The 13,435-nt window shown below is 64.0% G+C and carries 12 protein-coding genes; 5 read left to right on the top strand and 7 right to left on the bottom strand.

Annotated features, from left to right (window positions below; translation table 11 throughout):
- Nucleotides 1–38: 38 nt before the first annotated feature.
- From A5636_RS03580 to A5636_RS03565, 4 genes are all read left to right on the top strand, one after another.
- Nucleotides 39–1,595 carry a succinic semialdehyde dehydrogenase gene (locus A5636_RS03580; protein WP_065157318.1) on the top strand — a complete coding sequence of 519 codons (1,557 nt, stop codon included), beginning with the start codon at nucleotides 39–41 and terminating at the stop codon, nucleotides 1,593–1,595.
- Complete coding sequence (locus A5636_RS03575) at nucleotides 1,592–2,395, top strand: peptidoglycan recognition protein family protein (RefSeq protein ID WP_253900480.1); 804 nt, start codon at nucleotides 1,592–1,594, stop codon at nucleotides 2,393–2,395. Before A5636_RS03580 ends, A5636_RS03575 begins: the two co-directional genes overlap by 4 nt.
- 86 nt (nucleotides 2,396–2,481) lie before the next feature.
- Nucleotides 2,482–3,165, top strand: a complete 684-nt coding sequence (locus A5636_RS03570) for a glycoside hydrolase (RefSeq protein WP_065157317.1) — start codon at nucleotides 2,482–2,484, stop codon at nucleotides 3,163–3,165.
- Nucleotides 3,166–3,290: 125 nt separating this feature from the next.
- Nucleotides 3,291–3,644, top strand: coding sequence for a DUF3253 domain-containing protein (locus A5636_RS03565; RefSeq protein ID WP_253900479.1), 354 nt, complete (start codon nucleotides 3,291–3,293; stop codon nucleotides 3,642–3,644).
- 81 nt (nucleotides 3,645–3,725) lie between these two features.
- Here A5636_RS03565 and A5636_RS03560 read toward each other — a convergent pair whose 3' ends face one another.
- From A5636_RS03560 to A5636_RS03535, 6 genes are all read right to left on the bottom strand, one after another.
- Complete coding sequence (locus A5636_RS03560; protein ID WP_065157316.1) at nucleotides 3,726–4,163, bottom strand: response regulator; 438 nt, start codon at nucleotides 4,161–4,163, stop codon at nucleotides 3,726–3,728.
- 276 nt (nucleotides 4,164–4,439) lie between these two features.
- Nucleotides 4,440–5,000 (bottom strand): dihydrofolate reductase family protein, encoded by a 561-nt coding sequence (locus A5636_RS03555; RefSeq protein ID WP_065157346.1) that lies wholly within the window; start codon nucleotides 4,998–5,000, stop codon nucleotides 4,440–4,442.
- A gap of 47 nt (nucleotides 5,001–5,047) precedes the next feature.
- A complete protein-coding gene (locus A5636_RS03550) occupies nucleotides 5,048–5,383 on the bottom strand; it encodes an STAS domain-containing protein (RefSeq protein WP_065157315.1) in 336 nt (111 codons plus the stop codon).
- Nucleotides 5,383–7,953, bottom strand: a complete 2,571-nt coding sequence (locus A5636_RS03545) for a SpoIIE family protein phosphatase (RefSeq protein WP_065157314.1) — start codon at nucleotides 7,951–7,953, stop codon at nucleotides 5,383–5,385. Before A5636_RS03545 ends, A5636_RS03550 begins: the two co-directional genes overlap by 1 nt.
- A gap of 223 nt (nucleotides 7,954–8,176) precedes the next feature.
- Nucleotides 8,177–8,929, bottom strand: a complete 753-nt coding sequence (locus A5636_RS03540; protein WP_065157313.1) for an MBL fold metallo-hydrolase — start codon at nucleotides 8,927–8,929, stop codon at nucleotides 8,177–8,179.
- A 139-nt stretch (nucleotides 8,930–9,068) separates the two neighbouring features.
- A complete protein-coding gene (locus A5636_RS03535; protein WP_065157312.1) occupies nucleotides 9,069–9,455 on the bottom strand; it encodes a hypothetical protein in 387 nt (128 codons plus the stop codon).
- A gap of 170 nt (nucleotides 9,456–9,625) precedes the next feature.
- Here A5636_RS03535 and A5636_RS03530 point away from each other — a divergent pair, with 170 nt between their 5' ends.
- The gene (locus A5636_RS03530) at nucleotides 9,626–12,859 is read left to right on the top strand and encodes an adenylate/guanylate cyclase domain-containing protein (RefSeq protein WP_065157311.1); all 3,234 of its coding nucleotides are present in this window, start codon (nucleotides 9,626–9,628) and stop codon (nucleotides 12,857–12,859) included.
- 96 nt (nucleotides 12,860–12,955) lie between these two features.
- On the opposite strand, the gene A5636_RS03525 is transcribed toward A5636_RS03530, so the two are convergent.
- A complete protein-coding gene (locus tag A5636_RS03525) occupies nucleotides 12,956–13,261 on the bottom strand; it encodes a hypothetical protein (RefSeq protein ID WP_253900478.1) in 306 nt (101 codons plus the stop codon).
- Nucleotides 13,262–13,435: the final 174 nt, after the last annotated feature.

Raw genomic sequence — 13,435 nt, 5'->3', positions numbered from 1 at the left:
GGCAAAGATGCCTGTGCTTTTTTTCGAGAGGTAGCGATATGCCTGCACCCACCGCCGAGGTCTTCGACCGCCTGCGTGCGCTTGCCGCAATCAAGGACGTCTCCGACCGGCCGACCAAGACAATCGACGAGGTCTTCACCGGCAAGCCCCTCACCACCATCCCGATTGGGACGGCGGACGACGTCGAGACGGCTTTCGCGCAGGCTCGAGCGGCGCAGGCCGAATGGGCCCAACGCCCAGTGGATGAGCGAATCGAGGTCATTGCGCGTTATCGCGACCTGGTCATCAAGAACAGCGAGCTTTTGATGGACCTGCTGCAAGCCGAGGCGGGCAAAGCCCGGTGGGCGGCGCAGGAAGAGATCGTCGATCTGATGGCGAACGCGAACTACTACGTACGAGTTGCCGCTGATCTGCTGAAACCGCAGAAGGTGCAGTCGCTGCTGCCGGCGATCGGTAAGACGACGGTGTGTTATCAGCCGAAGGGTGTAATCGGCGTGATCTCGCCGTGGAACTACCCGATGACGCTGACGGCATCGGACTCGGTGCCGGCCCTGCTGGCGGGCAACGCCGTGGTGCTGAAGCCGGACAGCCAGACCCCTTACTGCGCGCTCGCATGCGCCGAACTGTTGTACCAGGCCGGATTGCCGCGGGCGCTCTACGCGGTCGTCCCGGGTCCGGGATCCGTCGTTGGCACCGCGATCACCGAGAACTGCGACTATCTGATGTTCACCGGGTCGTCCCAGACCGGCAGCCATCTGGCCGAGCAGGCGGGCCGCCGGCTGATCGGTTTCTCCGCCGAACTCGGCGGCAAGAACGCCATGATCGTGACGCGCGGCGCCAACCTCGACAAGGCCGCCAAGGCCGCCACCCGCGCCTGCTTCTCCAACGCCGGCCAGCTGTGCATTTCCATCGAGCGCATCTATGTCGAGAAGGACGTCGCCGACGATTTCATCCGCAAGTTCGGCGAAGCGGTGCGCAATATGAAGCTCGGCACCTCCTACGACTTTGCGGTCGACATGGGCAGCATGATCTCCAAGGATCAGCTGGACACCGTCACTGATCACGTGAATGACGCAACGTCGAAGGGCGCCAAGGTGATTGCGGGCGGCAAAGCGCGACCCGACATCGGGCCGCTGTTCTACGAGCCGACCGTGCTGACCGACGTGACGCCGGAGATGGAATGCGCCGCGAACGAGACCTTCGGGCCGCTGGTCTCCATCTACCCCGTCGCCGACGTGGACGAGGCCGTGGAAAAAGCCAACGACACCGAATACGGACTCAACGCCAGCGTGTGGGCGGGTTCCTCCGCGGAGGGCCAGGCCATCGCCGCCCGGTTGCGCTCGGGAACGGTGAACGTCAACGAGGGGTATGCGTTTGCCTGGGGTAGCCTCAGCGCGCCGATGGGTGGCATGGGCATCTCTGGTGTCGGGCGCAGACATGGTCCCGAGGGCCTGCTGAAGTACACCGAATCGCAGACCATCGCCACCGCTCGGGTGTTCAATCTCGACCCGCCCCGCGGTGTTCCGTCCAGTCTCTGGCAGAAGTCTTTGCTGCCGATCGTGCGCACCGTCATGAAGTTGCCCGGCCGGAAGTGACCCGGTCGGCAAAGCATCCGGATGCGGTAAGCCGGCGCCGGCTTTTACAAGTGGCGGCCGGCGGTGCACTGACTGCTGTCGCCGGGTGCGCGACCGCACATCCCAGCCTCGGTCCCAGCACCACCAGTAGTCCCGGGCCCGCCCCAACAACCTCCGCGAGCGCGGCGCCGTCCGTCCCGCCGCCCGCATCGTCTCCGGCGCCGAGCATCACGTCGGCCGAACTGCTGTGCCGGGATGCCTGGGGAGCCCGGCCGCCACGTCCCGGTGGCACACCGCACACGATCACCCGATTGACGCTGCACCATTCCGGCGTCGTTCTGGGCGCCAACAGCAACGCGCCCGGCAGGCTGCGTCAGCACCAGCGTTATCACCAGGACACCCACGGCTGGATCGACATCGCGTATCACTTCAGCGTCGACCGCAACGGCAACATCTACGAACTGCGGGCACCCGAGTTGGTGGGTGACACCGCAACGGACTACGACCCGACCGGCCACTTCCTCGTCCTGTGCGAAGGCGATTTCGACAAGGAAGCTGTCTCCGACGCACAACTGCGCGGGACCGCGATCGTATTCGCTTGGGCTGCACAGCGATTCGGCGTTTCGCCGGGCACCCTGGCCAGCCACCGTGACTTCGCGCCGACCACGTCGTGTCCGGGCGCGAACCTCTATGCCCAGCTCACGTCGGGGAGCCTGAGACGGCGGATCGACGATCTATTGGCCGCAGGCCCGGTGGATCTGCAACGGGTTTGCGGCGCGTCCGCCGCCGAGACCGTGGCCGGGATCGAAGCCGGCCGCTGACGGAGCGCTCGCGGACGAGAATAAAAAACCTCCGAACAACCGACAAACTCTGCCACATTGGCCCCATCCGACACTAGAGTGCTTTCGTGGGCAAAGTTGCGTCAACCAAGACCTGGGGACGCTTGCTGGCAATTGTGGCCTCGTTGGTCCTGTCCGCCGCCATGATCTACGCCCAAGGCATCAAACCCAAGACGCCATGCTGCACCGAGACCCCCACGGCCGCGCCGCCGACCAGCCAGGTCAGCAGCACACCACCGCCCAACGGGCCGCAGATCGCCAGTGCCGCCGAGGCGGCGATGCTGGCCGGTAACGCACCGATGGCGGCCCAGGACTTCCAGATCGCGTTGCCCGCGGGGGTGGCGCCCGAGTCGGGTTTGCAGATCAAGACCATCTGGGCGGCCCGCGCCATCGGTGTGCTGTTTCCGGAGATCAAGACCATCGGCGGGTTCCGGCAGGATGCGTTGCGATGGCATCCGAGCGGGTTGGCGATCGACGTAATGATCCCTGACCACAGCAGCCCGGAGGGCATCGCACTGGGCGATCAGATCGCCGGGCTAGCTCTGGCCAATGCCAAGCGGTGGGGAATCGACCATGTGATCTGGCGTCAGAAGATCTATCTCGGCATCCGCTCGGGAAGTTGGACGGCCGACCTGGGCAACGAAACCGCCAACCATTACGACCACGTCCACATCGCCACCAATGGCGGTGGTTACCCCACCGGGCACGAAACGTACTTCATCGGATCGATGACGCCCGCTCCGCCCGACTGAGCCGCTGCTACCCGGGTCGACAGATGACAACAACACCGACCGATTCTGCGAGCGGTTCGTGCCGACCCGGCCGGTATCCAGCACCGTTGAAGCTGCAGGCAACGTACTCCCCGAGCGGTTAGCTGTTGTCTGACAGCGTGATCCAGCGATTACAGGCCGAATTGCAGCGGGTGGGTGATGGCGGCGGCCCAGGCGCCGACGACGCCGAAATCGCTTTGGGGACTGGGCCGATCAGGCAGCGCCTGAGGTCGTCGATCCTCGCCCTTGCCAGGCACCGCGGCCCGCACAGCAGTATCTGTCCTTCGGACGCGGCGCGGGCAGTAGGCGGCGAGACCTGGCGCGATCTGATGCCCGACGCGCGTGAACTGGCCCGGGAGTTGGCCACCGCCGGTGACGTCGCGATCACTCAGCGCGGTAGTGTCCTCGATCCCGGTGCCGCGTGGAGTGGTCCCATCCGGATCACTCTGCCGTCTGCGTGAACGCGGACACGGCTGTACTCCCGGTGTGGGTCCAACATTCGCCTGGCGGGCAGTGCCCTGTTTGCTTCTCGCCGGCCCCGGTCAGCTGCGCGGTGGCAACCGCACCACCTGGACGAAGAAGTGGTCGATCTGGCGAACGGCATCGATGTATTGGTCGAGGTCGACGGGCTTGGTCACGTAGGCGTTGGCATGCAGTTCGTAGCTCCGCACGACGTCTTCCTGGGATGACGACGTGGTGAGCACCACGACGGGTATGTGCTGCAGGTCAGGGTCACGTTTGAGGGTTTGCAGAACGTACCTGCCGTCGTACTTGGGCAGGTTCAGGTCGAGCAGGATCAGGTCGGGGCGTGGGGCGCTGCGGTGGTGCCCGCGGCGGTAGACGAAGTCCAACCCCTCGGCGCCATCGCGCGCCACGTGCAAGGTATTGGCGATCATGTGCTGTTCGAACGCTTCCCGGGTGATCAACTCATCCCCGGCGTCGTCTTCGATGAGCAGCACATCAATAGGGCTGGCCGACATCAGGCACCTTTCAGCAACAACGGCAGGCGGACTGGCACAGCCACACGCTGCGCCGGCACTGAACCTGCCGCTCAAATCAAGCCATAGGTGCTGATGCTCAACATCGACAGCAATTGCGGGTACCTATCCCTACCAGAAGTACCTCGGTCACCATAGCCGTATCCGGAAGTCAGCCCCCGAATACCCACAGCTTCTTTGGCATTCCGATCGGCGATGGGTGCCTCGCTCACCACACATCCGTTGGTCGAAGCCGTTGTGCGGGTGGACGATCCGCGGTCAAACGGCTGGGGCGCGCCAACTGACCAGGGTGACACCGGCCGGAAATGCTCTTGGCCCTGCTGCCGGCTTCACTCCGGCAAGGGTTGTCCCGTCCGGGAACAACCTACGTCCACGCCCCTGAACGTAGGGATAGATGAACAGCCGGTATTCGTCAACCAAGCCGGCGGCAATCAAGGTGTGGCAGAGGGTGATGCTGCCGGTGGCCACAATGTCACCGCCCGGTGCAGCTTTGAGTGTCTCGACATCGTGCACAGGGCCACCGGACAGGATGGTCGAGTTGTGCCATTGCGGTTCGGTCAGCGTGCCGGACACCACATACTTGGCGACGCTGTTGATGTAGTCGGCGACGCCGGTGGGATCATCGTTCTGGTTCGGCCAGTAGCCGCGGAAATCCTCGAATGTCTGTCTGCCCAACAGGAGTGCGTCGGCGGTTTCATCCTGGCGACGCATTTCGGCTATGAGTTCGTCGTCGTTGTGTGATTCCGGATCGAACCAGTCGTCGAGCATCTCGACCGAACCGTCGAGCGTGATGTTCTGGGTGATGATGAGTGAGCGCATATTGGGGTTGACTCCGAATCCGGACGACACTCATCGCCGCCTGCGGTTCAGGCCTGCGAATGCTCCCCCATCGGCTGGGCGGGTTCGACGTGGACAAGCTGGTTCAGCCCACTCATGGTCAGGATGGAAATGAGCAGCGGGTGGGCGATGAGTTGAATGTGGTCGGCCCGACTGAAAAGCGCATTGATGGCGGCACTGTCCAGGTATTCGACCTCGCTGAGGTCGACGGTAAGCCGTTCGCTGTTGTTGGCGGCCTCGGCGGCGGCCGTGCCGAGAGCATCGTCGAATGCATCGATATTGCTCAGATCGATCTCTCCTAAAGCGGTCAGCACAAGCTTCCCGTCATCGGAGCGAGCGCTTTCCAGTGTGAGCACCGTGGGCATCAGCTGATCCTCGTGGCTAGACGAACTGTTGTTCCGGCGGTTTCGGGATGGATGTCGACGTCGTGCATGAGGCCGCGCATCAGCGTGATACCGCGGCCGCGGCTGGGATAGCTAGCCGGTTCCGGAGGCTTCCAGGTGCCGGTGTCGGTGATGGTCAACTCCACCTGATCATCGAGCGCTGTCGCGTCCAGGGTGATCGAGCCACCCGGATTCTGACGGTGACCGTGCTCGATCGCGTTGGAAACAGCCTCGCCGGCAGCGATGAGCACCTTCATCGTCTGGTCCGGGTTCACCTGGGCCTTCGTCAGCCACCGCCGTAGGGCGGTGCGGGTCGGGGCGAGATGGTCAGGATGGGCCGGGAATCGCAGCTCCAGCGGAGCGGGATGGCGGTAAAGCATCAGAACCACGTCGTCTTGGTAGCCGCCGCTTGGCGCGACGCGGGACATGACCTGGTCCGCGAGGCTGTCCAGCGTGGTGGCCCGGCCATCCTGAACGACGCCGGCGACGTTGAAAATGCCCTGTTCGATGGCGGTCCGGCGGCGTTCCACGAGCCCGTCGGTGTAAAGCGCCAGAGTCGAGCGCGGCGACATCGAGACACTGGCTTCGGGCCGAGTCCAGTCGGTGCGCATGCCTAACACCAAGGAGTGGCCTCCATCGAGTAGCTGAGCACTCCCGTCGGCGTGCACCAGGATAGGAGGCGGATGCCCGGCGCTGGAGTACACCAAATCGCCGGTGTCGGGATCCAGCACCACACAGACAGCGGTGGTGCACTGGGCGCCCGGCAGGCGCGCTGCGAACCGGTCCAACCCCGCCAGCACCGCACTGGGACTGGAGCTGTGAAACAGCAACGCACGGCAAGCGCTGCGCACCTGCCCCATCACGGTGGCAGCCGACAGACCGTGACCCACGCAGTCGCCCACCACCATCGCGATGCGACCGTCCTCGAGATCGACAACGTCATACCAGTCGCCGCCGACCTGCAGGGGCGGGCTCGCGGCCTGGTAGCGCACAGCGAACCCGGTCGGGAGTTCCGCGGGACCAAGGATCGCGTGTTGCAGGGCAAGGGCGGTCTCGCGCTGCTGGTCGACCTGGTGCACTCGCTGCAAACCCTGGCCAAGACGGCCGGCCAGCACAGTCAGCAGGGTCTGATCTTCCAGCGTGAACAGCCGCCGCTCGGGCAGGTCTATCCAGACCACCAGCACACCCTCGGGGTGCTGCAGTGCTATGCCCGCGGTCCCGGCTTGTGGTGCGCTCGCCGTCAGCAGGTCGCCGTCGCGCAGCGAGGCGAGGGTCTCTTGCGTCTCCGATGGCAGGTCAGTCCACTGCGCACTCTCGCCGACCGACACCACCAGCGGTGCGGACGACAGTGGCCTCGCGGTATTGCTGCGGCTAGGGAATGTCACGGCCAAGACCCGGCGCGCACGCCAGAGCCGACGGAGTTCCTCGGCCGCAGCGTGCACGGCCTCATCCACGGTATCGGCGAGTGCAAGCTCCTGGTTGAGCGCGTGCTCACGACCCGCGGCCAGCGCCAGCGCGATGGCCGCATGCCGGGCAAAGTCGCTGACTAGCTGCAGGTAGTCGTTGCCGAACGGGGACTGCTGGGGTTGGCGCGCAACAGCTATCACACCGAGCACCGCGTCATTGGCGATCAGCGGCATGACGATTGCTGAGCGCTCACCGACATCGGTGAATCCCTCAATCGGGTACTGGAAAGAGTCGGTGATCAACGGAAGACCGCGACGTGCGACACCACCTGTCGTGGACCCGGCCATGGGAACCTGCCGACCGATCACTTCGGAGGAGTACCGCCCGGCGGTCGCGGCCACGACAAGGGTGTCGACCTCGTCGACGGGCAAATCCGGTTCCAGCGGTACCAGCAAGATCGCCTGCTCGGCATCGGCCAATTCCAGCGCGCGATTCACGATCAACTGCAACGGCCTGGTCTGGGGGTCACCAGACAGCAGTGCTGTGGTGATCTCCCGGCTCGCGTTGGTCCACTTCGATGATTCCCGTTCGCGCTCGAATAGCCGCGCGTTGTCGATGGCGGCGGCCGCTGCCGTGGCCAACGCTCGCACGCCGCTTTCGTGCGACTTGGAGAACGCCTGCCCGGGCCGGTCGTCGCCGAGATAGAGATTGCCGAAATCAGCCGCTCGCACCGTGATGGGTATCGCCAGTAGCGCCCGCATCGCAAAGTCGTGCGCAAGCAGAGCGCTCGCCTCCGGGAGCACACTCACGTCGTCGAGTAGCAGGCCGTCACCAACCGGCAGCTCACCCAGCAGGCGGGCCGTCTCGGCATCCATGCCAAGTTGCACGAAGGTGGCCGGTGCACCGTCGGGACCCCGTATCGCAAGGGCTCCGTACCGGGCACCGGTCAGTTCCATCGCCGCTTTCACGACTCGACGCAAGGTCACGTCCAGATCCAGATCCGAACCGATTTCGACGATTGCCCGCAACAGATGTTCCAGCTGCTCGCGCGCCGCTAGCAGCTCGTTTATTTGTTCGTGGATTTGGCTCGCCAGCTCGTCCTTGCCTTGCCAGGTGAATGCGGATTCATCCCGGTCTTCGTCCATAGTTACGAACCTAATCGTTTGGGTCGGCCTTCTTGCGTTTGGACGCGCTGCGCCGCACCCATGGGAAACTTTCGGCCGAAAATCGGTGGCGTCGAGCAACCACCGACCATCCGACCGGCATGGCGGGCGTACCCGCAATGGCAATTTTCAAACGTGGCCGCGAGCCTATTTCCTCGCGTTTTCCTCGCAGTCACCGGATTCGTTCCGGTGGAGACGCGGACCGTCAGTGCGGCCCGCGCCGCAGGGCCATATTGGTTGCGTCGGCGATGCCGCCCGTCCAGACCGCTCCGTGGCCGGTAAGCACGGTCTTCGCGTGCGTTGACCCCAACACCGCGAGGGATTCCAGGGCTTGCCCGCTGTCGGCAGTGGCGGCGCCGGACACGATCTGCGGGCCGTCCTCACCGGTGTAGGGATCCAGTGTCACGAGCGCGTCGCCGGTGATCACTGCATCTCGGTCCGGAAAATGTAACGCCGTGTGACCGAAGGTGTGCCCCGGAGTGAATACCGGGACCGGATTTCCGGGCACGTCAAGAGGGCGCCCGGCGTCGAACACGTGCACGTCGTCGATGCCTTTAGTGGCCAGCGCGCCGGCCAGCGTCATCCGGGCGATGATCGGTAACGACTTCGGGTGAGTCAACGGCACCGCGAAGCGATTGCGCTCATGGCGATACCGCAGCGGGTGAGCGGCCAGTTCCTTTTCGTCGCTGTGCGTCCACACCGGCAGTCGCCATTCCTTCTGGATCGCCCCGGCGGCGCCGACGTGATCGAAGTGCGCGTGCGTGAGCACCACCGCGGCGATCCGGTCCGGATTCGCGCCAACCTCTTTGAGTAAGCGACCTAGATGCGGCCACACCCCGGGCAATCCAGCGTCGACCAGGGTGTACTCGCCGCGATCGCCCTCCACCAGATACAGGTTGACGTAGGCGTGCTCGATGCGATGAATGCCATCCGCAGCGTCTCGGTGCAGCGTTGCCATGATTACTCACTCCCCCGGCGCAGTACTCGAACGTTTGCAGTACCCCGTGGCGCGCCGAGGAATCATCAAAAGCCATGCGGGCACGGCGCATGGTCCGTTTCACCTCGCCCCGGCGGCGGGAGCCGCGAGGCGCTAGCAGCTATTTCGAGGACTCGTCGTCTTCATCGTCATCATCGTCTTCATCGTCATCATCGTCATCATCGTCATCATCGTCGTCATCTTTATCGTCTTTGTCTTTGTCGTCTTTGTCTTTATCTTTTTTGTCTTTGCCTTTGCCTTTGCCTTTGTCTTTGTCTTTTTTGTCTTTTTTGTCTTTATCGTCTTTATCGTCGTCGTCCGAGTCCTCGGACCCCTGGGACTCGCCTACCTTGTCGGCGAACTTGGTCAACAACTCCGCCAGAGCACGGGCTTCATCCGGCGCCAGTGAATCGTCCAGCAACTGGTCGCCGCTGTCTGAAATCCGCTGAACGTACACCGCGTTGTTCTTGACGCCGACATCCCACCGGCCCCCTTCTTGCCCAGCCATTCCGCTGCCGCCTTCCGATTAGTGACCTGTTTGCCAAGTGCGCCGAGCGCCCGCACCTGGGTTGTTTACCCACTTCTGCCGCGCGCCATGACTTCGATTCTTTGGGGCACTGCCTTGGCCCACGAAAAATGACTGGTGCCGTCGCGCGGCGGGAGTGACAGGATACGAAGGTGGACGATCGCGATGTCCCCAGCGGGAACGGTCACAATCGCGAACAAGGCGCATCCATCGATGCGCTGCTGGACCTTGCCGTGGCAGCAATCGACAGCGGCGATCATGCCGCGGCCACCGCCTTGGCGGGACAGGTGCTGGCCGCCGACGAAGGCAACGCCGACGCCGAGGAATTGCTGGCGACACCGGCTCATAGTGGTGAAATACGGCGGCTGACAATACTTTTCGCTGATCTCGTGGACTCGACCGCACTGTCCACCAGCACCGAACCCGAGACGTATCGCCTGGTGGTCGGCCGCTACCGCGAACGCGTGCTTGCGATCGTGAACCAATTCGGTGGCCACATCGGCTCCACGCACGGTGACGGGTTGCTGGCAGTGTTCGGTCACCCGGTCGCTCATGAGAATGACGTACGACGGGCCGTGCTTGCCGGGTTGGAGATCAATCGTGGCGTCGCACGATTAAGCGAACAGGCAAAGGCCCGCTTCGGATTCGAAGTTAACGCTCGGGTCGGCGTGCACCGCGGAGTTGTTTACCTGGACACCGCTCAAGAAGACGTGTACGGGCTGGGCGCGAACCTGGCTGCGCGGGTATGTGGGCTGGCCTCACCTGGTGGGGTCGTGGTCTCCGAAGCCGTCGCGCGCCTCGTTCGCGACGCATTCGACCTGGAGAGTTGCCCGGCGGCCCCAGTCAAGGGTGTGCCCGGCCTTATTGCCCACTACAAAGTGGTCGGTGAACGCGCGGTACCGACGCGGGTAACGCAGGGACCGCTGGTGGGGCGCTCGGGTGAGTGGCAGCACCTTCAGGTGAGCTGGGCTCAGGCGCAAGCAGGGCGCTTGGATACGCCGGGCGTGGTGTTCTGCGGTGAACCAGGCATCGGCAAAAGCCGGTTGGCCACGGCGGGCGAAACGCTGGTCAGGCAGACCGACGGCGCTGTAATGGAACTGATCGGTTCACCCTTCCACACCGCCGGCGGCATGCATCCGGTGCGTTCGCTGATCGAACGGCATTGCGGCATAAGTCGTTTCACTGCACCTGCCGAACGACTCGAGTTGCTCAATGCCGAGCTGGAAAGGGTGGGCCTGGATCCTGTCCGTTTCATTCCACTGCTCGCTCCGGTGCTCAACATCGATGCGCAGCACGGATATCAAGCCGTCTCCGATCAGGGGCCCGAGCTTTACAGCATGATCTCCGAGGCAGTACAGACCTATCTGTTGGCCTGGTTTGCGGACCGGCCCGGCCTGGTGGTAGCCGAAGATGCACACTGGTTCGATTCCACCAGCCTCGAAGTGCTTGCCGGCGTGCTGGACGCGTCAGCAGGCCGCCTGCTGGTGATCGTCACGGCACGGCACCGAGACTGGCTGCCAGATCGGTGGCCGGTGAACGTGTTCGAGTTGCGGCCGTTAACGGAGGCGGAGAGCGACGAACTCATTACCGCCCTGAACCCCGCGCTGACACCGCAGGAACAGGCCACCATCCGGTCCCGCTGCGACGGCTTGCCGTTCTACATCGAACAGGTGGTCGCCGGGATTACCGAAGTTGGTGTGCCAGAAGCTCTTTACGAGCCGTTGTTCGCCAGGCTGCGGGCGAGCGCGAAGGTGGTACCAGTGGTTGAGGCAGCTGCCGTCATCGGCCGTTACATCGATACCAGTCTGTTGCGATCCGTAGTCGATATGGACGACGACGACCTCCACCGTGTCATCGACGAACTCGCCGCCGCGCGAGTGCTCGAACCGTCGAATGCCGGCGGCTGGCGGTTCCGTCACGAACTACTGCGCGAGGTCGCCGTCGAGTTGGCACCGCCAAGCGTGCGCCGCCACCTGCACGCCCGGGTGGGTGACGCACTGTGCGGGTTCAGTGGCGAACCGGACTGGGGTCTGGTGGCGAACCACTACACGCAGGCCGAGCGATTCGACGATGCCGCATCCGCTCATCAACAGGCCTCAGCGTCCGCACGTCGCCGCGGCGCCCTCGCCGAGGCGCGCGGACACCTCAGCGACGCCCTCACCCAGCTGGATCGATGCGCGCCCGGTCCCGATCGCGACCGCCGCGAGGTCGCGTTGCGACTAGGCCGGGGATTCCTTGCGGGCAGCGCGGTCAGTCCCTCGAGCCCGGTCGTCGCCACCGATTTGGAGCGCTGCCTGCAACTGGTGGGCGCCGAAGTGCCCACCGCCAGCCGTGGCCGCACTTCAACGGCGCAAGAGCTCTTCGCGACATTAGGAGTGTTGACCGGGTACTACACCGGACGCGCGGACTTGAACAGAGCGACCCAAGCGCTCGAACTGTTGCGGGCCGCCCTGGAACAATGGCGCCCAGGGTTCTGGCCGCGACTCGCCGCGTGGTCAGGGGTGCTGTCGTTTCTCCGGGGTGAATTTGCCGACGCCTGTTTGAATTTGGAGCTGGCCACCGGTGGGGGCGCGACCGACAACCGCGAGACCGAAACGGTCGGCTTCCTCCCAATCGACCCTATCGTTGCTGCACGCATTCATTTGGCACTGGTCCGGTTGGTGCAAGGTGACTTGTCCGCCGCTGAAACAGAGCTGGCGCAGGCCGCGCATTGCGTTGAGGGGCTTGGCTTTCCCCAGGGCCCATATAGCCTCGCGTACTTGCGTTTCGCGGAAGTCTGGATGCGCATGGAAGCCGGCCAGCTCGACCAGGCATCCGCGCTGACGGTAGAGATGATCGAAGACGCTCAGCGGCATGGTTTCGATCAGTGGCGTCTGCGCGGCACAATCCAACAGGCCGTTGTCGATGCCTGGACGGCATTCGCCGAAGATGGTCCCTCTCCGGCGTTTTCGGATCGCATCACCTATATCAGCGGTCTGGTTGACGACTTGCGAACTGCGGACCTGAACGTGTATCTCACATTCTTCGAGGGAGCGCTCGCGCGGTTGATGATCGCGGCAACTCAATTCGATGACGCGCGCGTTCGGCTGGATGCCGCGCTGCGACTGGCCCGGGAAACCGGCATGTCTTTCTACGATTCGGAACTGGTGCGGCTTCGTTCCCATACCGAACAGGACCCGGTCGACCGTCGTACCGAATTGCAGGCGGCCCTGCAATTGGCGCGGCGGCAGAAGGCGCACCTGTTCGAATTGCGTTCCGCCCTGGACGACTTCGAATTGCGTGGGCAGCCCGCACGCTCCGCCCTTGCTGATGCGATCGAGCGAGTGTCGGCAGAGAGTGCACTGACCGAGCTGGCCAGGGCCTCGGCCGCGCTGGGCACAAGCTGAACAGTTCTCCCCTAGCTTGTGCTGACGCGATTGGGCGGCATCGCTGCGAGCCTTGCGTCATCGTCCATGTCCCCAGTCAATACCGGTTTGTGCGGGCTAATCGTCGTTGACCAAGTCCGCAAGGAAAGCGGGTAGCCGGCCTGCGCCGAAGTCGAAAAATCGCGCCCATACCGGCTCGATGGAAATGCGCACCATCTGCCGATGCGTCGACCGGACGTTGCGTTCGAACTCCTCGAGGTCGGGACCGTTCATCGAACTTCTGGCTGACGCGAGGTACTCCTCGGTGATGCCGTCGACCGTCTCGAGTGTGGCGAGGCCACGCACCAACAGTGCCCTCGCCTCGTCGGGCGACGAGCCGGTGTCGATGTTGAGCTCGTGAGCCAACTCCTGCATGTTCATCACGCTTGTAGTCCTACTCGCTCAGCGTCATGTTCGGGGTCGCACTGCGGCACTGAACTTGTGTCCGACCTGAGCAAACCGTCAGGATGTTCGCGTCTGGGAGGTGCCGCCCCCAGGCAATTCGTCAGCCCGAATCGCTGGGATTCCAGGGACATCGACTGTCGGGGCCGGGACTGT

Source organism: Mycobacterium asiaticum, from assembly GCF_001673315.1.
GTDB lineage: Bacteria > Actinomycetota > Actinomycetes > Mycobacteriales > Mycobacteriaceae > Mycobacterium > Mycobacterium asiaticum_B.
The sequence above is the reverse complement of the archived record's forward strand: the minus strand, read 5'-3'. Positions and strand labels throughout refer to the sequence as shown.